We start from the raw sequence: 19,455 nt of genomic DNA, 5'->3' as shown, positions 1-19,455 counted from the left end.
GGGCAACCCATCAGCCTCGAGGACCTGCCAGCACTCCCTTCTGACCCGCCCTGCCGCGCATGCGAGCAGGCTCCCCCGACCCAGCGCCCACTGCGCAGCATCTGACAGGAGACCCGAATGGACAACGACCCGCTCGAGAAAGCGCTCGAGGACGGAATCCGAACGGGGCACGCGGCCCTGCTGCGTGGCCTCGCGGACATGATGCGCGCCATCTCGGACGATGCGATGTTCCCGACGCCGCAGTTCGCGACCGATACCAGTGCGCGAGGGATCTCCCGAGCGTGGGCCGACCTGCTCGACGGATCAGCCGACCAGATGGAGCAGGAGGTCTCGCCATGAGGGCGCGAGTCGACGTGGAGCTGTCTGTGAAGGACCTCGACCCCGGCGAGGCGGTCGAGGTGTGGAACCGGATGAGCCTCGTTGCGACGGGCTTCCTGCTCGACGACCACGAGGTTGAGGTCACCACCTACCGGTACACCGACGACGACGGTGACGACATCGAGGTCCTCGCGGGCCCGCCGTCGGATGAGGCGGACTCGTGAGCGGCCGCACCAGCTTCCGCCGGGGCAGGGCGCCTCGGCCGCGCCATGCGCAGAGAGGAGGTGATGGCGATGACGGAGCGGATCTGTGAGTCCTGCGACCGGGTGATCAACCCGGTCACCGGCGAGTGCAGCTGTTCGGACTAGAAGAAGGGGGTCTCGTGTTCTTCACGCTGGTGGATGAGCTGAACGCGAATCCGAAGATCAGGAGCCTGCTGGATCGGAATCTGGCAGGTGACGCGACGGGCACGATCGCGTGCACGTTATGGACGCTCGCAGGCACTGCCTCGCGGGGCGCCATGACCGACGGCGTGATCACCCGGGCGGACACCGTCCGCATCATGCTCAACCACGACTGGGCAGACCTGGGCGCTCGACTCCTTGTCGAGGTCGGCTTGTGGCACGACGCGGTCTCCGAGGCCGCATGCGAGACGTGCACCCAGCACCTCGCGTCGTGCTCGACGTGCCGGCCGCTCCGTGGCGACGAGTACCGCTTCCACGACTGGTGGCAGCGGGGCTACGACCATGGTGTCCAGGCGAAGCTCAACATCGCGAAGAAGAAGGAGCTCCAGAACAAGCAGCTACGCGCCCAGGTCTGGGAACGGGACTGCACACCTGGAGACCCCGAGACGGCGCCGTGCCGTCTCTGCGGGACCCTCTTGAAGCGACAGGACCGGAAATCGGACCGCGCCCCGGAGACGGACCACGTTGACCCGTGGCTCGCGATCGGCGCCGCGAACCTGATCACGGTCTGCCGCAGTTGCAATCGCACGAAGGGACAGCGCACGCCGGAGGACGCAGGCATGACCCTGCTGCCGCCGCCGTCGAAGGATCGAAGCATCACCGCCGCTCCGGAGGACTCGCGCCCGCATCGGGCCGCTGGGTCGCCGTCGAGCAGCAGCGCGCACTCGCAGCCGACTGGGTCCGCAGGGTCGCGCGTGACGGTGCCGGTTCAGGTCCCGGGCAAGCCCCTGGCGGGCGGAGAGGGCCGTGGCAGCTCTCCCTCAACGGTCGAAGGGCGCCGGCCCTCTCCTCCCGCCAGCGAGGCCGCCCGGGCCGCGCATCCCGCTCCCCCACCAGATCAGAGGAGCTCGACTCCTCTGATCCCCGCACGGATCAGAGAAACGGAGCTGTCCTCGCGCGCGCATGCGGGCGTAGTCGGTTCTGGTGATGGTGATGGTGATGGTGATGGTGAAGGTTCTGGTGGAGGTAGAGGTGACGGTGATGGTGCCGGTAGGCGCCGCCGCAGGCGGCGCCGGGGCTCCGGCCGTCATCGTGGATCTCCGTCGGCTGGAACGGGTGAGGGGCAGGGCAGGGCTGGGTCGGTGCCTCCGGTGGACTTCCAGAGGGTGCCAGGCAAGGAGGGGTCGCCGTTCAGGAACCATCACGGTCCCTGGGTGGATCGCGATGAGGTGTCGACGTGTTCGAAGCATGGCTGTGATCGGCCGTGCTGGAAGTGCGAGGAGGAGCGGGGATGAGTCCTGAGGAGATCGAGTTCGAAAACCGTGTCGTGAGGCTCAAGAGGCTGATGGAGGAGGTGGTGGATCTGCTCGAGGTGGTGCCCGAGGTGATGCTGACGATCTCGTCGCGGCCGATGTCGCTCGCTCCGGCGGCGGCGTCCCCGGTGCCGGCGTTACCGGGGGGCGAGGCTCTGGTCGTGCTGTCGGGTGCGTCGGACTGGGCGACGATGGAGGACAGCACGCCGCATCCGGTGACGGTGTTCCGGGCGCTGGCTGATCAGGTGCGTGAGGCCATGGGTCGGCCGTCGGTGCCGGCCGAGTCGATGGGGTCGGCGTCGTCGTTCCTGCTCGAGCATTTGCGGTGGATCGCGGCGCGGCCCGAGGGTGCTCGGCATGTCGAGCAGCAGCTTGGTCGTGTGCGTCGGCATCTGCAGGTCCTCGTCGGCGACGCCGAGCCGCCGCGCATGCCATCAGCCGAGGAGCTCGTGCAGCAGATGCTGGCGATGGTCGATGAGGAGCCGGACCGGTATCGGATGACGCTGGTTGAGGCTGACGTGCTGTGGCCGGGGATCCATGCCCGGATCCGGAAGGCGAAGCAGCGGGGCTCGTTCGACTACGAGCCGGGCGCCGACGGGAGGTTCCCGGTGGCCCTGCTCCGACTGTTCACGATCGACCGGAGGACTCGACGCGCCGAGGGTGTCGTGGGTGCTACCTCGCGCGCGTGAAGCTATGTCACACTGGGGCCAGCCACTAGTGCGTCCGGACCCCGGTGAGGAGCGATCCTCCCCGGGGTCCGGTGCGTTCGGGGTGGCGTCGTCACGGGCTGCGGGTCCTTCCTCCGCGCCCTGTGCCGTCGGGTGTGTGGGTGCTCCGCCTCGACGTGAACGGGTGAGCACCATCCTCTCGGTCGGCGCGCCTGCCCCCTCGACTCCCGGGCGCGCCGGCCGGGACACCAAGGGGGTGAGCGGCATGGCGACTATCAAGCCCGACGCCGTCGCGAACCCGACGCGCGGCAGCCGCGGCTACCTGAAGTGGTACTGGACGAAGGGCGAGGGCCTCGCGAAGTGGGCGGCCTCGCCGACGCCGTACCGCACGCTCGTCGCTCACCTCGCGAAGTACATGTCGCTGCCGATGGCGAAGCGCACGGCGGCGAACTGGTTCAAGGCGGTGTTCGGGATCTGGCCGGGCGAGCGCAAGGGCAAGAACCCGCTGGGGCCGGGCTGATGGCCGGCGGATGGCGGGGATCGACCCGCAAGGCGACGCTGCCGCGTGACTGGTCGAAGATCCGAGCGCAGCGCCTCGCGATCGATGGATTCAGGTGCACGCACACCCGGGTCGATACCGGGCGCCGCTGCGTAGAGCGCGCGACCGACGTCGACCACGTCGGTGACCGCGCCGATCATCGCCTCTCGCAGCTGCGGTCGAAGTGCTCGTGGCATCACCTGGAGAAGTCGTCCCGCGAAGGCGGCGACGCCGCGACGAAGTGGGCCGCGATTCGCGCCCGTGAGCAGCGCGCGGCCCGGAAGCATCCCGGTCTGCGCTGACCAGGGCCACCACCCCTCCCCCCGGGGATCTTCTCCCCCCGGCCCTGTCCTGGTACTCAGAGATCGTACGGGTCTGGGGAAGTCGATTCGCAGGCCAGGGGCACATTCGACCGGACCCGCCGAGAGGCGGCGAGACGGCCGAGAGGGCGTCAGAACGAACGGAGGTGAGCTCATGGCCGGTCGTGGACCCGCAAAGGATCCGAACGCGATCCGTCGGAACAAGGACGCGATCCCCACGGTGAAGGTCCAGGCGGACCACAAGCTCCGCGGGCCCGAGCTCCCCGAGGATGCGCTGCCGGATGGCGAGTCGTGGCACGTGCAGACGCGTCGCTGGTGGGAGAACTGGCGGCGCTCGCCGCAGGCCGTGCAGATGATGACCGATCCGGACTGGGACTTCCTGCTGGACACGGCGCTGATGCACCACAAGATGTGGTCCTCGGGCCGCTGGGACTTCGCGGCCGAGATCAGGCTGCGCGCGCAGAAGTACGGGGCGACTCCTGAGGACCGGAACCGGCTCCGGCTGACCGTCGAGCTGCCCGAGGAGCCCGACGGCAATGGACAGGCCGGCGCTGTGATCGACATGGGCGAACGGCGCGGGCGCTTGGGAGGCTGACGTGCCGCACCGCGTGATCACGGCGCCCGGCTACGACCGGGACAAGCGCGGGAATCGCGTGCTGTGGGTCGCGCTGTGGTGGCTGGAGACGTTCGTGGTCTACGGCCCGGGCGACGTCGAGGGGCAACCGATCCGGCTGTCGGACGAGCGTGCTGGCTTCATCATGGACTGCTACGCGCTGGACGCCGCCGGGCGCCGGCTGCACAACAGCGCGTTCTTCTCCCGGCCGAAGGGGTGCGACAAGAGCGGCCTCGCCGGGTACCTCGTGCTGCTCGAGGCGCTCGGCCCCTGCCGGTTCGAGGGCTGGGCCAAGGGCGGCGAGACGTACACGTTCCTCGGCCGGACCTACACCTACCGGCAGGGCGAGCCCATGGGGCGACCGGTGCACTCGCCGGTCATCCGGATCGTCGCCACCGAGGAGGACCAGGCCGGGAACATCTTCGACAACGTCCTCACGAACCTCGACCCGAAGTACGGGCACGGCCTCTCGCAGCTCGTCGCGTACGGGCTGAAGGTCACGCAGACCGAGATCGGCCTGCCCGGCGGCGGGAAGATCACGCCCTCGTCCTCTGGCGCCGACTCGAAGGACGGCGGCAAGGAGACCTTCGTGGCCTTCGACGAGACCCACCTGTACACGTCGAACGGCCTGCGCCGCATGTACAAGACGACGAAGAGGAACCTGCGGAAGCGGCGCGCGTCGGCCGGCACCTGGCTGCTCGAGACGACCACGATGTACGAGCCGGGCACGAACTCGATCGCCGAGGACACCTACAGCTTCGCGAACGAGATCCAGGAGGGCCGAGCGAAGCGCGGCCGCCTCCTGTTCGATCACCGCTGGGCCGAACTCGACGACCTGTCCGATGAGGACGCGCTCGCCGACGCGATCGCCGAGGCCTACGGGGACGCGCTGGAATGGAACAGCGTCTCCGACGTCATCGACGACATCTTCGACCCGCGCCAGTCGGAGTCCGAGTCCAAGCGGTACAGCCTGAACACCCTCGTCGAGGGCGACGACGCATGGATCACACCACAGGACTGGCAGGCCGTTCTGAACAGGAAGCAGCGGGCCCGCCCGGGCGACCGCATCACCCTCGGGTTTGATGGCTCGGTCGACGACGACGCCACGGCGCTCGTCGCTTGCAGCATCGACCACGGCCACCTGTGGCCGATCCTCATCGACGAGATCCCCGACGGACCCGAGGCCCGCGGCTGGTCCGTGAACGTCGAGAGCTTCAACAAGGCCGTCGCCTGGGCGTTCGAGACCTTCGACGTGGTCGGCTTCTTCGCTGACCCGCCGTACTGGCAGGAGCAGATCGAGGACTGGGCGAAGAACGCCGGTGACCGCCTCCAGGTCAAGGCGTCCACGAAGCACTCGATCAAGTTCTGGACGACGCAGACGAACCGCATGAGCGACGAGCTCGAGCGGCTGCACACCGCGATCCGCCGACACGAGGACGTCTCCCACGAGGGAGTCCCGTCCCTCTCCCGGCACATGCTCAACGCCCGCAACCGCGAGTACTCCCGCTTCGGCCGCCGCCTGATCGGCAAGCGATCGAAGAAGTCCCCGCACAAGATCGACGCGGCCATGGCCGCGACCCTCGCCTACGCGGCCCGCGCCCAGTACCTCGCCGAGGTCCAGGCGCAGCCCGAGGTGTTCGTGCCCCGCCGTATCGAGAGGAAGGAGCGCCGTGGAGTCCGTTGACGACCTCGACCTGCTCGAGCACATGGCAGACGAGCTCGGCCGCGCCCAGTCCGACCTGCGCCGCTGGCGCGACTACTTCGAGGGCAAGCCTCCGCTCCCCGACGTCGACGATCCCGCCCAGCGGGAGAACTACGAGCGCCTGCTGCGAATCTCCCGCATCAACCTCACCGAGACGACGACGCTCGCGCTCGCCGACCGCACGCAGCTGCTGTCGTTCCGCACGGCGCTCGACTCGGACGCCGAGGGGGATGCGAAGGCGGATCAGCTCATGACCGCTTCCGGGTTCCACGCGATCAAGCGTGACCTGATGGAGTTCGTCTACTCCTACGGCCGGGGCCTCACCCTCGTCGAGCGCGCGTCGGCCGAGGGCGCCGCGCCGCGCTGCACGCTGGAGTCGCCGGAGCAGACCACCGCGTACACGTCGCCCGGGGCGCCGCTGGACGTGCAGGGCGCTCTGAAGGTGTACCGGGATCCGCTCGCGCGCGAGGACGTGCTCGTCCTGTTCCGTCCGGGCTACAACCTCGTGGCCCGCCGCCCGTACAAGGGCCGGGGTGCGGGCTTCACGCTGCCCGGGCAGGGCAAGAAGTGGCGGCTCCGCCTGGATCAGTGGGAGTTCGACGCCGAGGTGGAGGCGACGGGCCTCGACGAGGTACCGGTGACTCCCTGGTCGAACCGTCGGGGGCTGCCGGAGGTCGAGGGGCACATCGAAACCGTCGACCGCATCAACCATCGGCTGATGCAGCAGATGGTCATCATCGCCCTGCAGGCCTTCCGGCAGCGCGCGCTTGAGGGCGCACCGCTGAAGGACCCGCAGACCGGCAAGCCCATCGACTACGACGAGATCTTCTCCTCCGATCCCGGGTCCATGTGGGTCCTGCCGCCCGGCGTGAAGCTGTGGGAGTCGGGCCAGGCCGATCTCTCGCCTGTGCTGAAGAGCGTCCAGGACGACATCCAGTACTTCGCGCTGGAGACGCGCACCCCGATGTACATGTTCACCCCGGACGCCGCGAACGGCTCGGCCGAGGGTGCTTCCCTGCAGCGTGAGGGCATCGTCTTCAAGGCCGAGGACCGCATCGACCGTCTCGCCTCCCCTGCGGTGCGGACGATGAGCCAGCTGTTCCGCCTCTCCGGTGACGCCGAGCGCGCGGACATCGGCTCCCTCGAGGCCGTGTGGGCACCGCCCGAGCGGGAGTCCGCGCAGGCGCGCGCCGAAGCCGCGGCCCGTGCGAAGGAGGCCGGGGTGCCGTGGCGCGACCGGATGGCGATGTTCATCAAGGCCTCGCCCCGCGAGATCGGCCGCATGGAGACGAACCGTGCCGCTGACGCGCTGCTGGAGGGAGACGCCCAGTGACCGCCGCCCAGGTCGCCGTGCTCGTTGCGAAGTCCGCGACCGCGCGCGGCCGCCTCCTCGAGCAGCTCGTGAAGCTCCTGCTGAAGGTGTGGGACGACGACCGGGAGGCGATGTACGACCCCGACCGGGTGCTCGCGCGCGCCGCGGGCTCCGCGGACCTCGTCGAGGACGCGATCGAGCGCGCGTTCCGCACGGGCTACGAGTTCCCGCGGATGTCCCGCCGGGTCGACGGCCTGTACGTCCCGGACGGGCCCGCGCTCGAGGTGCCCGGCTACGTCCGCGACGGTGTCTCCGTGCTGGACGTCTACCAGCGCCCAGCCGAGCAATACCGCTACTGGATCTCCGTGCAGGAGCGCCAGGACGAGCTCGCGAAGCTCCTGCGGGACGACCCGCGGGACGCCGGCCGCCGCATCGAGGCGTTCCTCCCCGCGCTCGACGGCACCGCCGAGCACGCGGAGGCTGAGCGTCTCGTGACCACGCTGCGCGGCGTCGACGAGCTCGAGCAGGCCGCCGACGCTCTCGAGCGGGAGCAGGTGAGCCTGGCAGAGCGGCGCGTCTCCGACGCTGATGCCCATGGCAAGGCCACCGAGCGCGCCGAGGTCCTCGCAGACGACGACGTCTCGCTCGCGCGCCGCGCCGGCACCCGCGCCGGCCTCCGCTCGATCAAGGCCACAAAGTACCGCCGCGTGATCCACCCCGAGCTCTCGAAGTCCGGCACCTGCGGCCTCTGCGTCGCGGCCTCCACCCAGGTCTACTCGGTCGACCAGCTCATGCCCATCCACGACCGCTGCCGCTGCGAGCAGGTGGAAGTTCGGCCCGGCGCCGACTACGGCCAGCAGTTCAACGACGCGGACCTCAAGGCGATCTACGAGGCCGGCGTCGGGACGAGTGCCGAGGACCTGAAGGCCGTCCGCTTCGAGATCACCGACAACGGTGAGCTCGGCGCGATCATCGCTCCGAAGCGCCAAGCGAAGCCCACCCGGGCCAGCAAGCCGGCCACGTCGCCGAAGACCCCTTCCCTGGGCCTCGACGACCAGCTGAGCGCACTGCGCGCCGCGCTCGCCGCCGTTGACGACAACCCGAAGGCGACCGACATCGAGCGCGGCTACCTGCGCCGCCGGATCCAGCGCGTCGAGGACGCGGTCGCGAAGGCCGCGGCATGACCGTGCGTCTGGTGACCGGTCCCCCGTGCGCTGGGAAGAGCAGCTTTGTGCGCGAGCACGCCGCGCCCGGAGACCTGGTCGTGGACTACGACGACATCCTCACGTCCCTCGGCGGCGACCGCGCCGACCGGGACGGTCCCCGCCGGGGCGCCGCGGATATGGTCCGCGCCGCCCTGGAGAAGCACCTGCCGTCCGATCGGGACGCGTGGGTGATCCGCACACTCCCGGATCCCGCTGAGCGCCATGCTCACGCGGCCCGGATCGGCGCCGACGAGGTACTGGTGCTCACTGCACCGGCACCGGACCTGAAGCGCCGCGCACGCGACGCCGGCCGCCCGGAATGGACGGCCGACGTCATCGACACGTGGTGGGACCGCTACCGCGCCCACGACGACGACCACTCGCCCGACATGGGCCCCACTCCGACAGGAGACACCTCAGCCATGCACCGCACCACCCTCTCCCGCGCGCAGCAGACCGGCGCACTGAACTTCGCCACCTCGCCCGAGACGGATCCCGCTGGCGCGGGAGACGGAGACGGCACCGAGGAGCCGAAGGACGGCACCGGCGACAGCGGCGAGGCACCGAAGGAAGAGCAGCCCAAGCCGAAGCCCCGGGCCAAGCCCGAGGCACCGGCCGGGCCCGATCTCGGATACCCGGTCGGCACACCGACGGCGGACATGACCCCCGACCAGCGTGCCGCGTACTGGAAGTTCCAGGCGTTCAAGCACGACGACGAGGCGCTCGCCGCCAAGTCCCCGGAAGAGCGCGAGGCGTACTGGCGGTCCCTCGCGCGCACGGCCGAGTCCGCGAACAAGCGGGGCCCCGGGTATGTCGCTGGTCTGGAGGCCAGCGCCCAGGAGGCCGCGCAGGCGGAACTGTCCGCGGAGGACCGCACGGTCCTCGAGCAGCAGTCGAAGCTCGTCCGCTACGCCGTGAAGGCCCAGCTACCTGGTGTCTCGGCCGAGGACTTCGACGTGCTGATGGGCGTGCTGAATCCGCAGGCGCTGATCGGTGAGGACGGCGATCCCGACGAGCAGCAGATCGAGAAGATCGGCGCGCTCGTGCAGAGGGAGCCGCGTCGCCAGCAGCACGGAGGGCAGCGGGATCCCGGTGAGGGATCCGCGGCTGAGGACGCACGGGAGCGCTACAACCGGCGCTTCCGCAACAAGAACCGATCTCGCTAAGGAGATTCGTCATGGAACTCGGATTCCGGAAGACCCAGACGGTGGGCGGTGACTACCGCTGGCTCGGCTCGAGCCACGGCACGTCGAGCGCCCGCCCCATCACCATCAAGCGCAGCGCCCTCGTCGAGGGCTCGAGCCTCGTCACCGAGGCCGCCGACGGCACCAAGCTCTCCACGAAGCATGTGCCCTCGGGCCTGCCCGTGAAGAAGGAGGCGGACGGGACCTACAGCCCGTTCACTGCCGACGACGCGGTGGAGGGGATTCTCGCGGGCTTCGTCCTGGAGACGCAGGACGTCTCCGACGAGGCGACCGAGGTGCTCGCACCGCTGCTCGACCACGGGCGCATCATCGCCCAGTTCCTTCCCGTCCAGGTCGCCGGCATCGCTGATGCCGACACCTCGGGCCTGTTCACCTGGGGGGTGGCCTGATCCATGCAGTACCACGACTCTGTCATCAACGCCGAGGAGGCCTCGACCTTCGCGCGCGAGGCCTCCGCTGACCAGGACACCCAGTTCCTGTACAGCTTCCAGCTGCCCACGAAGACGGTCGACGATCTCGACTACGCCTTCCAGCAGGGCGGGTCGCAGCTCATCGCCGCGGCCGCCTACCGGACGTTCGACACCGAGGCTCCCCTCGGTGCGAACCCCGAGGGCATCGAGGTGAAGGGGAAGCTCCCCCCGATCTCCGAGAAGACGCCCATCACCGAGTGGCAGCGGCTGAAGCTGTACCGCCGGGACGACGCGATGCGCACCGCGTTCGAGAACCATGCCGTGAATCGCGGCAAGGCGATCGCGACGCGTCTCGAGCTCGCCCGCTCCGAGGCCCTCAACTACGGCCGCGTGACCCTCAACGAGAACGGCCTGGAGGCCACGGTCGACTTCGGTCGCGACGCGGCCCTCTCGCCGACCGTCACGACCCCGTGGGACGAGGCCGACACCGCCGGTGCCCTGGACGACCTGATCGCCTGGGCGCAGGCCGTGCAGGACCTCTCCGGTGAGATGCCGGGCCGTCTCTACGGCTCGACGAAGGTTCGCACGCTCCTGCAGCGCAACAAGCAGGTCATCTCGGCCGCGCAGGGCACGAACACGACCACCAGCCGGATCAGCGCCGACGCGCTGAACGTCGTGCTGGAGTCCGAGGGCCTGCCCGCGTTCACCACCTACGACAAGCAGGTGCTGACGCGCGCCAACGGCCGCCGCCGCATCCAGCCGGAGAACCGCATCGTGTTCGCGCCGGCCCCCGGCGATTCCGTCTCGGACGAGTCCGGCACCAGCGGTGTCCTCGGCTCTACGGCCGTCGGCATCCCGGCGGAGGCCCTTAACGGCCAGTACGGCATCGCGGAGGCCAACCAGGCCGGCATCTTCGCCGCGGTCATGCACGGCACCGACCCCGAGGGCTTCTGGACGCTCGCTTCGGCGATCGCCCTGCCCGTCGTGGAGCTGCCGAACGCGACCGCGTCCGTCGAGGTGGTGGGCGCCTGATGGCCAAGGTCGCTGCCGGTCACCTGTACGTGACCACGCGTGGCGGCGAGGTCTGGCACTTCGCTCCCGGGGACGCACTGCCGTCCTGGGCGCAGAAGGTCATCAGGAACCCCGCCGCCATCACCGACGACGGCCGGTCCGCGTCCCGCGACTCGGACGAGCCGTCGAAGACATGGAAGGTCGACGACCTGAAGGCCTACGCGGCCGAGCAGGGCGTCGACCTCGCGGGCGTCTCGACGAAGGCGGACATCCTCGCTGCGCTCGCCGCGGCGGAGGCGTCGGCCGACGAGTCAGTGGACGAAGAGGTCGACGAGCCTGCGCTGCAGGACGTCGCTTCCGAGGCCCCGGCCGTCGAGGACGACGAGGAGGACGACGACCTCGAGCCGTCGCCCACCTTCGACCCGAAGGCCTGACCCGCAGGCGGGCGTCCCGGCATCACCGGGGCGCCCGCTCGGCCCGACCGACAAGGAGGAGCGGACGTGTCGAACAAGCTCGGCATCACCTGGAACGACATGAAGGACCGCTGGAACGGTGGCCCTCTGCTCGGTGACGACGAACCCGAGGGGGACGTCGACGCCGCCGTGCGCTTCCTCCTGCGCAAGCTGCCCCTGCTCGAGCAGTGGGTGACGCAGGGCGTCGTCGATCGCGCGGACGTGATCGACGTCGTCTTCCCTGCCGTGGCGCGCGTGCTGCGGAACCCCGAGGGCTACGAGCGCGAGTCCGACGGCTCCTACTCCTACGGCATGTCGTCGCTGTCGGCATCGGCGAACGTGTGGATCCCCGACTCCGACTGGCAGACGCTGATCCCGTACTCGCCCCTGCGGCCGGGGACGACCGGCCGGATCGGCATCACGCGCGGCTGGGGGTGGCCGGCGTGAGCCTGCTGACCAGCGGCCCCCACTCCGTCACGGTCACCCCGATGGAGCGGGTCCAGGACGTCGACGGGACCACGGTTCGCCCCGGCGCCCCGGTGCCGGTTCGCGGCGTCTCGGTGCAGCCGATCTCCGCGACCGAAGCCCAGGGCCTCGGCCTATCGGTCCTCTCGACCTACACCGTGATCGGCGCCGGCGTCTGGCCCGGCGGCCCCTACTCCCAGGTGACGATCGACGCCGGCCCGCCGGAGATCGTCGGCGAGACCCTGCAGCAGCAGGGCCGCCCCCGCGGGTACGCGATGTCTCGCCGTACAGCCCACTTCGAGGTCACCCTCTCCACCGAGTTCGCGGAGGTGCACTGATGGTCAGCCTCTCCAAGAACATCGGCACGCGCGCCGCGAAGATCGCCTGCGAGCTCCCGGAGTTCGATGGAGCCGCGGACGGCATCCGCGCCGAGGTCTCCGCTGAAGCGTCCCGCCACTCCGACACCGGCCACTTCGCCTCCTCGATCAAGAAGGAACGCGTCCGAGGGTCCCGAGGCGTCACCGACCGCCTCATCACCTCGACCGACCGGGCAGCCCTCTCCATCGAGTACGGCCACTTCGCCCACGGGTCGAAGGACTCCTCCGTCTCCTACGTCCCCGGCAAGCACGTCTTCGGCACCGTCGCGGAGCGCCACCGATGACCCGCTTCTCCCTCGACGCCTCCGCGCTCATGCGCACGCTCGTCCTCGAGACTGTCGCCGGCCGCACCCAGCCCGTGACCGTCGAGACGGAGCCGCCCACCGACCTCCGCGACCACCTGCCCCTCGTGATCGTCGACTGCTCCCCCGCGACCGGCATCGCCAACGGGCGCCCGGAGACCGGAGCCACGTTCACCCTGACCCTGCACACGGCCGCCACCGAGCGCGCGGCCGCGAAGGAGCTGTGCGACGACGTCTACGGCGGCCTCTACCGCCTGTGGCGCGCCGGCACCACCACCGACCACGGGTGGCTGAGCCACCTGAGCGACCGCCAGCAGCCCGCCAGGGCTACCACCCCGCCGACAGGCACCACCGGGCTCTACGCCTACACCGCAGCGCTCGCCGTGACCGCACGGCACTGAGCGCACACCCGCAACCCCTTGAGCGCCACGGCACCGCCGGCGGCGCCCTCACGCACACCCTCTGGAGGGAACACTCATGGCCGACATCACCGAGTTCACTGGTCACATCGCCGGCATCGGCCACGTCTTCTACAACGACGTGGACGCCGACCCGATCGACCTCGCCGCCTTCGACTTCTCCAAGCCCGCCACCTTCGGCGACTGGACCTGGCTCGGGGACACCTCGAGCGAGAACCTCATCGAGTTCGACAAGGACGGCGGCGACGTGACGAACAAGCGCACCTGGGACCGCCTCAACACGGGCGTCTCCCGCGAGCCCACCTCGCGCTCGTGCGTCATCAACGCCGTCAACACCTCGCGCGACACCTTCGCCCTGGGCTTCTCCGACTACGAGTACGACGAGGAGACCGACTCTTACGCGGTCGGCTCCTCGCTCGTGGCGGCTGAGAAGGCCATCCAGATCATCTCGGAGGAGGGCGCACTCGTGGCGTCGCTCTACCTCTACAAGACCTCGATCATCGGCGACCTCCCGACGTTCGACCTCGAGGAGTACATGGAGTGGCCCCTGAACGTGGCTCTCCTGGACTCCCCGACGAAGGCCAAGCAGTTCCGCTGGTTCCCGCCGCGCTCGCGCACGGGCATCACCGCGCCCGAGGGCCAGAGCCTGATGGCCGCGCGCAGCGGCGCCGTCGAGTCCGCGAAGTCCTCCAAGGCCTGACCCCCTGATCCGCCTGCCGTCGCGCCCCCGTGAGCCGGCGCGGCGGCAGGCCCCACCCATCCCCCGGCTCACACCGCTCACAGAAAGGCTCACGCCACCATGCCCACGAAGACCCCGCAGGACCGGAAGACTCCCCAGGCCGAGCAGGACGCCGAGAAGCAGCGCCAGTTCGCCGATGTCGAAGGCCACGAGCTCCTGAAGCCCTTCTCCAAGGTGAAGGGCTCCGACCAGGCCCGCCTCACGAATCGCCTGATCCGTCTCGACGTCTTCGACGACGTCGACGAGGACACCGAGGACGCGGACGAGAAGGACTTCTCGATCCAGGATCTCGACCTCGACGCCGTCGCCGACCTCATCGACTACGTGTCCGAGAAGTTCGCCCTGGACAGCAACAAGTTCGACGAGTTCACGATGGGCCAGGGCGGCATGCAGCGCGCCATGGACCTCACCATCGCCTACGCGAGCGAGATGGGAAAAGGCGAGGACTGAGCGACTGGGCCGCTGAGCGCCCCGAGGTCATCGGAGACCTCTGGGCGCTCTACCGCCTCGACCTCTACGAGCAGCTGGACAGTCCACGCCTGCACCTGCTCGAGGCCTGCCTCCGCCGCCTCGCCACAGAGCCCGATTCCCTGTGGCGAGCCGAAGAGCTCGGCGGCGAGCAATGGCGCGGCTGGTCCCTCGAGACATCTCTGCTCGCGGACCTCATCGACGCCGTCAATTTCAACACGGCGGCGTCCGGCACGAACAAGAAGGCCAAGCTCAAGCACCCCGTCGAGCGGCCTAAGCCCAAGAAGGTCCGCATCACCGAACGCGCAGAGCACGTCGCCGACATGAACTGGGGCGCCGCCCTCACCGCGCTCACCAGCTGAACCCCTGGGAGGAGGCCGACGTGGCAGAGCAGATCGGCATCAAGGTCTGGCCCGACTCCCGGGGGTTCCGCGAGGACCTCAAGAAGTCCCTCGCTCGCGTCGAGCGGCAGCTCAAGGTCCAGATCCCCGCCGAAGTCAACCTCGGCCGCGCCGCCGTCGCCGACATCAAGCGGCGCCTCAAGGACATCCGCGCCGAGATCCCCGCCACCATCGACCCCCGCACCATCCGCGAATCCGCCGAGCGCGCCCGCGAGACTGCTGAGAAGGCAACCTCGCGCAGCCCGGTCGAGATCCCCGCGACCCTCGGCGACCTCGACCGGAAGTTCGTCTCCCGCCTCAAGGCCCAGGCGCAGCGCGCCGCCGATGCCGCCGAGGCCGCGATCCCCGCGACCGTCGACGGCGAGCACCTCCGCACCGAGCTCAAGGCCAAGCTCGAGCAGGTCGAGCGCTCCCTCAAGGCCACCATTCCCGTCGAGCCTGAGAAGGCTGCCGCCTGGCGCGCCGAGCTCAAGCACATGGTCGATGACATCAACGACCAGAAGGGCGAGATCGAAGCCAACGTCGACCTCGACCACGGCATGGCCTCGGCGAAGCTCGCCGCCTTCACCCGCCCACGCTCGCTCCCGATCAATCTCACCGTCACCAAGGCCTCCCTCGCGAAAGTCGGCACCGCGCTCGCCGCTCTCTCGGGCGCGCGCGTCCTGAAGAGCTTCGGCTCGTCGATCCGCGGCGTGATCACGAACCTCGACCGCTCCCTTCCTGCGCTCGCCGCCGTCACCACCGCGATCGGAACCCTCTCGGCCGGTGCGCTCGCTGGCACGTCGAACCTCCTCGGCATCGGCGCTGGCCTCGCGTCCATCGCGCCTGCCGCGCTCGCCCTGCCCGGCCTGTTCGCCGGGTTCGGTGTCGGTGTCGGCGTGATGGTCGCCGCCCTCAAGGACGCCGGGAAGTACCTTGGCGACCTCGGCCCGAAGTTCGGGGCGATCCAGGACAAGATCTCCGGGAACTTCTGGGGGAAGGCAGCAGGGCCCATCCGCGACCTCGCGAACAACGCCCTGCCGATGCTGTCGGCCCGCCTCGGCGAGGTCGGCACCCAGCTCGGCTGGTTCTTCTCCTCGATGGCGAGCGCGCTGAACACTCCGACGAACCTCGGCTTCATCAACGGGATCCTCGCGAACGTCCGCGATTCCATCGACATCGCAGCCGAGGGCATCGCCTGGTTCACCGACGGGCTCCTCAACCTCGCCAATGCGGGCTCCGCATACCTGCCGCAGCTCGCAGGCTGGTTCAACCAGATCAGCGAGCGCTTCTCCGCCTGGGTGCAGACGAACACCGACAACGGCCAGCTGTTCCAGTGGATCGACGGCGGTATCGCCGCCCTCCAGGACCTCGGCTCCATCCTCGCCAACACCGGTGGGATCCTCGCTGGATTCGCGACTGCTGCCGCAAACGCCGGCGGGGCGTCCCTCGGCGCGCTCGCCGACGGCCTCGCGAACGTGAACGCCGCCGTCAATGGCCCGGCGTTCCAGGGCGCCCTCACGACCGTGTTCCAGGGCGCTCACGACGCGATGGCCGCCCTCGGCCCCGGCGTGTCCGCGCTCGGCGACGCGTTCGTGTCCCTTGCGCCGACACTCGCGCAGATCATGACGCTCGCCGGGCAGATAGGCTCTGTCGCCCTCACCGCGATCTCGGCCGCGTTCCAGAACCCCGCGTTCCAGGGCGGCCTCGTCACGTTCTTCCAGGGCGTGCTGTCCGGGGTGCAGGCTCTCGCTCCCGCGCTGCCCGCCCTCGCCTCCGCGATCGGCTCTGTCGCCACGTTCGCCGGGACCCTGGCGTCCGTGATCGGCCCCGTGCTGGGCACCGCCATCCAGGCGCTCGCGCCCGTGGTGGCTGCGCTGATGCCTGCCCTCTCGTCGGTGGCGGAAGTCCTCGGTGGTGTCCTCGTCTCGGCGATCTCCGCCGTCGCACCGTTCATCCAGCAGACCGTCACGGCGATCGCCTCGTGGGTGCAGCAGAACCCGGGGCTCGCCGCCGGCCTCGCGGCAGCTGCCGTAGCGATCGGTGGGCTGGTCGCCGGCGCCGTGTCGCTGTTCACGGCCCTCGCCCCGATCATCAGCGCGGTCATCGGCATCGTCTCCGGTCTCGCCGGCCTCGGCATAACGGCCACTGCCGTCGGGTCCGCGATCGCGGCCGTCGCCCCGGTCGTCGGGATCGTGGTTGCTGCGATCGCCGCGGCGGTCGCGATCGTCGGCGCGCTCGTCGCCGCGTTCGTGTACGCGTGGAACACCAGCGAGCAGTTCCGGACCGCGATCGCCGGGCTCGGCCAGGCCATCATGGGGTTCCTGCAGCCCGTCATCGACTTCGTGACCGGCACTCTCGTCCCGGTCCTGCAGCAGATCGCAGGATCCTTCCTCGCCATGCTGCAGCAGATCGGCGACGCCCTGACGCCGCTGATGACCGTCGTCGCGCAGATCGCGACCCAGATCTACACGCTGCTGACGCCGCTCGTGTCCTTCCTGATGAGCGTCCTCGCGCCCGCGTTCACGTTCCTGGGGAACGCCGCATCGGTCGCGTTCTCCCTGATCGGGACCGTGATCTCCGGCGCCCTGGCCTTCATCACCGGAATCCTGCAGGGGTTCCTCGCGCTGCTGCAGGGGAACTGGGCCGGCGCGTGGGCCGCGGTCTCCTCGACCGTCTCCGGTGCCCTGAGCGGGGTTCTCGGGTTCGTGTCCTCGATCCTCGGGGCGGTCGGCTCGTGGATCTCCGGCTGGGTCGGCCGGGTTGTCGCGTTCTTCGTGTCCCTCGGCGCGCGGGCAGTCGCGGCCGTGTCCTCCGGTATGGCCACCGTGCGCGCCGCGTTCTCGACGGCACTGTCCGCCGCCGCGTCGGTCGTTTCGAGCGTCCTGGGCCGCATCGTCGGATTCTTCTCGAGCAAGATCGCGGCGGCCAGGTCCGCGGTTTCGTCGGGACTGAACGCCGTGCGCTCTGCCTTCTCGACGGCACTGTCCGCCGTGTCGTCGGTGGTGTCGTCGGTGCTCTCTCGCGTGGTCGGGTTCTTCACCAGCAAGATCTCCGCCGCCCGCTCCGCCGTCTCGTCGGGACTCGCCGCCGTCCGATCCGCGTTCTCGTCTGTGCTCGCCGCGGTCGCGTCGGTCGTGTCCTCGAAGCTCGCCAGCGTGGTCTCGTTCTTCTCGAGCAAGATCGCTGCGGCCCGCTCCGCCGTCTCCTCCGGGCTGAACGCGATCAAGTCGGCGTTCACGTCGATCCTCTCCGCGATCATCTCCGCGGTCTCCGGCAAGGCCGCCCAGGTCGTGAACAAGTTCCGCGACATGGGCAACCGGGCTCTCGCCGCCGTCACCGGCTTCGTCGGACGATTCACCTCGGTGGGCCGAAACATCGTGCAGGGCATCATCAACGGCGTCGGCGGCGCAGCCGGGGCGCTGTACGGCAAGCTCAAGGGTCTCGCCTCCGGCGCCCTGAACTCCGCGAAGTCCGCACTCGGCATCCACTCCCCGTCGAAGGAGTTCGCGAAGATCGGCTCCTACTCGGTCGCCGGTCTGATCCAGGGCCTGCAGGACAACGAGTCGAAGGTGAAGTCCACCGTCGGGCAGCTCGCGAAGGGCATCACCGCCGAGTTCTCCAAGCGCGGCAAGGTGTCCAAGGCGAACGTGCTGAGCGGCCTCTCCGATCAGCTGACGTCGCTGCGCCGGCAGCAGCAGGATCTCCGCAAGGCCGCGAAGGCGACCCGGAAGGTCGTCTCCGTCGTCGGCAAGACCAAGACCGGCAAGGTCAAAACCCGCACGAGCACCGTGTCGACCTCGAGCGCGAAGAGCGCCCAGGCCGGTCTGTCCACGGTCGAGAAGCGGATCCGGGCCGTGCAGGACCAGATGGCGAAGATCCGCAAGGCCGACGTCACCGGCACCGCCGAGGTGCAGGCGAAGGCGTTCTGGACGAAGTACGCCGCGACCACGACCGCGTCCCTGGAGGATCTCGCGAAGCAGAGGGAGAGTCTGACGGCTCGCCTGAAGTCGGCCAATGAGAAGCTCGCCGACGCCGTGAAGCTGCGCGACAACTACGCGGGATCCCTGTCGGACAAGCTCAGCGGGACGTTCAGTCTCACCTCCGACTCGCTGAAGATGTCGCCCGAGACCATCACCAAGGGCTTCAAGGACGCGGCCGCATCCGTCGGAGCGCTCGCCTCACGACTTCGTCGCCTCGGCAAGCGTGGACTCGACAAGGGCGTCATCGACCAGATCGCCCAGCTTGGCGCAGTCGATGGTGCGCAGATGTCCGCCAGCCTTCTGAAGGCCTCGGACAAGCAGCTGAAGTCGATCTCGTCCGCGTACAAGAAGCTGCAGGGGAATTCCGACAAAGCCGGCGCCTCGGTCGCCAACCAGATGTACGGCGCTGGAGTGCAGGCCGCCCAGGGCCTGGCGAACGGGCTGAAGTCCCAGCTGAAGGCCGTGAACTCGGCCGCGTCAGTCCTCGCGAAGTCCGTCGTCACCACGGTCAAGAAGAACCTGAAGATCCACTCGCCGTCCCGTGTGATGACCAGTCTCGGCCAGTACACCGGGGCCGGATTCGTGCAGGGCCTGGATCAGATGGTCGGCGCAGCTCAGGCGTCGATGACGACCATGACCCGGCTGCCAGACGTGTCGACCGCCACGGGGAGCGTCGGGCCAGCCGATGCGACCCCGGGCGGCATCGAGGATGCCCTGGTTGCAGCGCTCGGTCGGTGGCAGCCGGTCGTGAATCTCAACGGCCGCGAGTTCTACGGCGTGATGGTCGACTCGGCCCGATCGAACCGTCGCTCGCTCGTCACAGAAAGGGCGTGAGCACAGCATGCTGTGTC

Annotated in this window: 22 protein-coding genes; 21 read left to right on the top strand and 1 reads right to left on the bottom strand. The window is 69.5% G+C overall.

All coding sequences use genetic code 11. The features are described 5' to 3' along the window. The first annotated feature begins 117 nt into the window (after nucleotides 1–117). The 20 genes from M4486_RS05050 (at nucleotide 118) to M4486_RS04955 (ending at nucleotide 14,223) form a co-directional block, all read left to right on the top strand. Nucleotides 118–339: a hypothetical protein gene (locus M4486_RS05050; protein WP_249480069.1), complete on the top strand. Its 222-nt coding sequence runs from the start codon at nucleotides 118–120 to the stop codon at nucleotides 337–339. Then, nucleotides 336–542, top strand: coding sequence for a hypothetical protein (locus M4486_RS05045; protein WP_249480067.1), 207 nt, complete (start codon nucleotides 336–338; stop codon nucleotides 540–542). The genes M4486_RS05050 and M4486_RS05045 overlap by 4 nt, the downstream gene beginning before the upstream one ends. Before the next feature lie 158 nt (nucleotides 543–700). Next, nucleotides 701–2,017 (top strand): HNH endonuclease signature motif containing protein, encoded by a 1,317-nt coding sequence (locus tag M4486_RS05040; RefSeq protein WP_249480065.1) that lies wholly within the window; start codon nucleotides 701–703, stop codon nucleotides 2,015–2,017. Continuing rightward, nucleotides 2,014–2,724: a hypothetical protein gene (locus tag M4486_RS05035; RefSeq protein ID WP_249480063.1), complete on the top strand. Its 711-nt coding sequence runs from the start codon at nucleotides 2,014–2,016 to the stop codon at nucleotides 2,722–2,724. The genes M4486_RS05040 and M4486_RS05035 overlap by 4 nt, the downstream gene beginning before the upstream one ends. A gap of 244 nt (nucleotides 2,725–2,968) precedes the next feature. Next, complete coding sequence (locus M4486_RS05030) at nucleotides 2,969–3,223, top strand: hypothetical protein (protein ID WP_249480060.1); 255 nt, start codon at nucleotides 2,969–2,971, stop codon at nucleotides 3,221–3,223. After that, complete coding sequence (locus M4486_RS05025) at nucleotides 3,223–3,543, top strand: hypothetical protein (protein WP_249480058.1); 321 nt, start codon at nucleotides 3,223–3,225, stop codon at nucleotides 3,541–3,543. Before M4486_RS05030 ends, M4486_RS05025 begins: the two co-directional genes overlap by 1 nt. A gap of 172 nt (nucleotides 3,544–3,715) precedes the next feature. After that, nucleotides 3,716–4,156, top strand: coding sequence for a phage terminase small subunit (locus tag M4486_RS05020; protein ID WP_249480056.1), 441 nt, complete (start codon nucleotides 3,716–3,718; stop codon nucleotides 4,154–4,156). A 1-nt stretch (nucleotide 4,157) separates the two neighbouring features. Then, nucleotides 4,158–5,858, top strand: a complete 1,701-nt coding sequence (locus M4486_RS05015) for a terminase large subunit domain-containing protein (protein WP_249480054.1) — start codon at nucleotides 4,158–4,160, stop codon at nucleotides 5,856–5,858. Further along, nucleotides 5,845–7,209, top strand: coding sequence for a hypothetical protein (locus M4486_RS05010; protein ID WP_249480051.1), 1,365 nt, complete (start codon nucleotides 5,845–5,847; stop codon nucleotides 7,207–7,209). Before M4486_RS05015 ends, M4486_RS05010 begins: the two co-directional genes overlap by 14 nt. Beyond that, on the top strand, nucleotides 7,206–8,372 hold the full coding sequence (locus tag M4486_RS05005) for a hypothetical protein (RefSeq protein ID WP_249480049.1): 1,167 nt from the start codon (nucleotides 7,206–7,208) through the stop codon (nucleotides 8,370–8,372). The genes M4486_RS05010 and M4486_RS05005 overlap by 4 nt, the downstream gene beginning before the upstream one ends. Then, nucleotides 8,369–9,559: an AAA family ATPase gene (locus tag M4486_RS05000; protein ID WP_249480047.1), complete on the top strand. Its 1,191-nt coding sequence runs from the start codon at nucleotides 8,369–8,371 to the stop codon at nucleotides 9,557–9,559. The genes M4486_RS05005 and M4486_RS05000 overlap by 4 nt, the downstream gene beginning before the upstream one ends. 11 nt (nucleotides 9,560–9,570) lie before the next feature. After that, nucleotides 9,571–9,987, top strand: coding sequence for a hypothetical protein (locus M4486_RS04995; protein ID WP_249480045.1), 417 nt, complete (start codon nucleotides 9,571–9,573; stop codon nucleotides 9,985–9,987). Nucleotides 9,988–9,990: 3 nt separating this feature from the next. Beyond that, nucleotides 9,991–11,040: a major capsid protein gene (locus tag M4486_RS04990; protein ID WP_249480043.1), complete on the top strand. Its 1,050-nt coding sequence runs from the start codon at nucleotides 9,991–9,993 to the stop codon at nucleotides 11,038–11,040. Continuing rightward, the gene (locus tag M4486_RS04985) at nucleotides 11,040–11,453 is read left to right on the top strand and encodes a hypothetical protein (RefSeq protein WP_249480041.1); all 414 of its coding nucleotides are present in this window, start codon (nucleotides 11,040–11,042) and stop codon (nucleotides 11,451–11,453) included. The genes M4486_RS04990 and M4486_RS04985 overlap by 1 nt, the downstream gene beginning before the upstream one ends. Before the next feature lie 66 nt (nucleotides 11,454–11,519). After that, the gene (locus M4486_RS04980) at nucleotides 11,520–11,918 is read left to right on the top strand and encodes a Gp19/Gp15/Gp42 family protein (RefSeq protein ID WP_249480039.1); all 399 of its coding nucleotides are present in this window, start codon (nucleotides 11,520–11,522) and stop codon (nucleotides 11,916–11,918) included. Next, entirely contained in the window at nucleotides 11,915–12,274 is a 360-nt protein-coding gene (locus M4486_RS04975; RefSeq protein WP_249480037.1) for a hypothetical protein, read from the top strand. The genes M4486_RS04980 and M4486_RS04975 overlap by 4 nt, the downstream gene beginning before the upstream one ends. Continuing rightward, nucleotides 12,274–12,597 (top strand): DUF5403 family protein, encoded by a 324-nt coding sequence (locus M4486_RS04970; protein WP_249480035.1) that lies wholly within the window; start codon nucleotides 12,274–12,276, stop codon nucleotides 12,595–12,597. Before M4486_RS04975 ends, M4486_RS04970 begins: the two co-directional genes overlap by 1 nt. Then, on the top strand, nucleotides 12,594–13,016 hold the full coding sequence (locus tag M4486_RS04965; protein WP_249480033.1) for a hypothetical protein: 423 nt from the start codon (nucleotides 12,594–12,596) through the stop codon (nucleotides 13,014–13,016). Before M4486_RS04970 ends, M4486_RS04965 begins: the two co-directional genes overlap by 4 nt. 76 nt (nucleotides 13,017–13,092) lie before the next feature. Then, nucleotides 13,093–13,734 carry a phage tail tube protein gene (locus tag M4486_RS04960; RefSeq protein ID WP_249480031.1) on the top strand — a complete coding sequence of 214 codons (642 nt, stop codon included), beginning with the start codon at nucleotides 13,093–13,095 and terminating at the stop codon, nucleotides 13,732–13,734. A gap of 99 nt (nucleotides 13,735–13,833) precedes the next feature. Then, nucleotides 13,834–14,223, top strand: coding sequence for a hypothetical protein (locus tag M4486_RS04955; RefSeq protein ID WP_249480029.1), 390 nt, complete (start codon nucleotides 13,834–13,836; stop codon nucleotides 14,221–14,223). Here M4486_RS04955 and M4486_RS04950 read toward each other — a convergent pair. Next, nucleotides 14,190–14,555 (bottom strand): hypothetical protein, encoded by a 366-nt coding sequence (locus M4486_RS04950; RefSeq protein WP_249480027.1) that lies wholly within the window; start codon nucleotides 14,553–14,555, stop codon nucleotides 14,190–14,192. The two genes, M4486_RS04955 and M4486_RS04950, sit on opposite strands and share 34 nt — an antisense overlap. Before the next feature lie 68 nt (nucleotides 14,556–14,623). On the opposite strand from M4486_RS04950, the gene M4486_RS04945 reads away from it, so the two are divergent. Further along, nucleotides 14,624–19,438, top strand: coding sequence for a hypothetical protein (locus tag M4486_RS04945; RefSeq protein WP_249480025.1), 4,815 nt, complete (start codon nucleotides 14,624–14,626; stop codon nucleotides 19,436–19,438). Nucleotides 19,439–19,455: the final 17 nt, after the last annotated feature.

This window comes from Brachybacterium kimchii, assembly GCF_023373525.1.
Classification (GTDB): Bacteria; Actinomycetota; Actinomycetes; order Actinomycetales; family Dermabacteraceae; genus Brachybacterium; species Brachybacterium kimchii.
The sequence above is the reverse complement of the archived record's forward strand: the minus strand, read 5'-3'. Positions and strand labels throughout refer to the sequence as shown.

What these genes read in the sequence shown, in the direction of transcription:
- M4486_RS05050 (WP_249480069.1), top strand. Translation starts at nt 118, where the DNA reads ATGGACAACGACCCGCTCGAGAAAGCGCTCGAGGACGGAATCCGAACG.
- M4486_RS05045 (WP_249480067.1), top strand. Translation starts at nt 336, where the DNA reads ATGAGGGCGCGAGTCGACGTGGAGCTGTCTGTGAAGGACCTCGACCCC.
- M4486_RS05035 (WP_249480063.1), top strand. Translation starts at nt 2,014, where the DNA reads ATGAGTCCTGAGGAGATCGAGTTCGAAAACCGTGTCGTGAGGCTCAAG.
- M4486_RS05030 (WP_249480060.1), top strand. Translation starts at nt 2,969, where the DNA reads ATGGCGACTATCAAGCCCGACGCCGTCGCGAACCCGACGCGCGGCAGC.
- M4486_RS05025 (WP_249480058.1), top strand. Translation starts at nt 3,223, where the DNA reads ATGGCCGGCGGATGGCGGGGATCGACCCGCAAGGCGACGCTGCCGCGT.
- M4486_RS05020 (WP_249480056.1), top strand. Translation starts at nt 3,716, where the DNA reads ATGGCCGGTCGTGGACCCGCAAAGGATCCGAACGCGATCCGTCGGAAC.
- M4486_RS05000 (WP_249480047.1), top strand. Translation starts at nt 8,369, where the DNA reads ATGACCGTGCGTCTGGTGACCGGTCCCCCGTGCGCTGGGAAGAGCAGC.
- M4486_RS04995 (WP_249480045.1), top strand. Translation starts at nt 9,571, where the DNA reads ATGGAACTCGGATTCCGGAAGACCCAGACGGTGGGCGGTGACTACCGC.
- M4486_RS04990 (WP_249480043.1), top strand. Translation starts at nt 9,991, where the DNA reads ATGCAGTACCACGACTCTGTCATCAACGCCGAGGAGGCCTCGACCTTC.
- M4486_RS04985 (WP_249480041.1), top strand. Translation starts at nt 11,040, where the DNA reads ATGGCCAAGGTCGCTGCCGGTCACCTGTACGTGACCACGCGTGGCGGC.
- M4486_RS04970 (WP_249480035.1), top strand. Translation starts at nt 12,274, where the DNA reads ATGGTCAGCCTCTCCAAGAACATCGGCACGCGCGCCGCGAAGATCGCC.
- M4486_RS04965 (WP_249480033.1), top strand. Translation starts at nt 12,594, where the DNA reads ATGACCCGCTTCTCCCTCGACGCCTCCGCGCTCATGCGCACGCTCGTC.
- M4486_RS04960 (WP_249480031.1), top strand. Translation starts at nt 13,093, where the DNA reads ATGGCCGACATCACCGAGTTCACTGGTCACATCGCCGGCATCGGCCAC.
- M4486_RS04955 (WP_249480029.1), top strand. Translation starts at nt 13,834, where the DNA reads ATGCCCACGAAGACCCCGCAGGACCGGAAGACTCCCCAGGCCGAGCAG.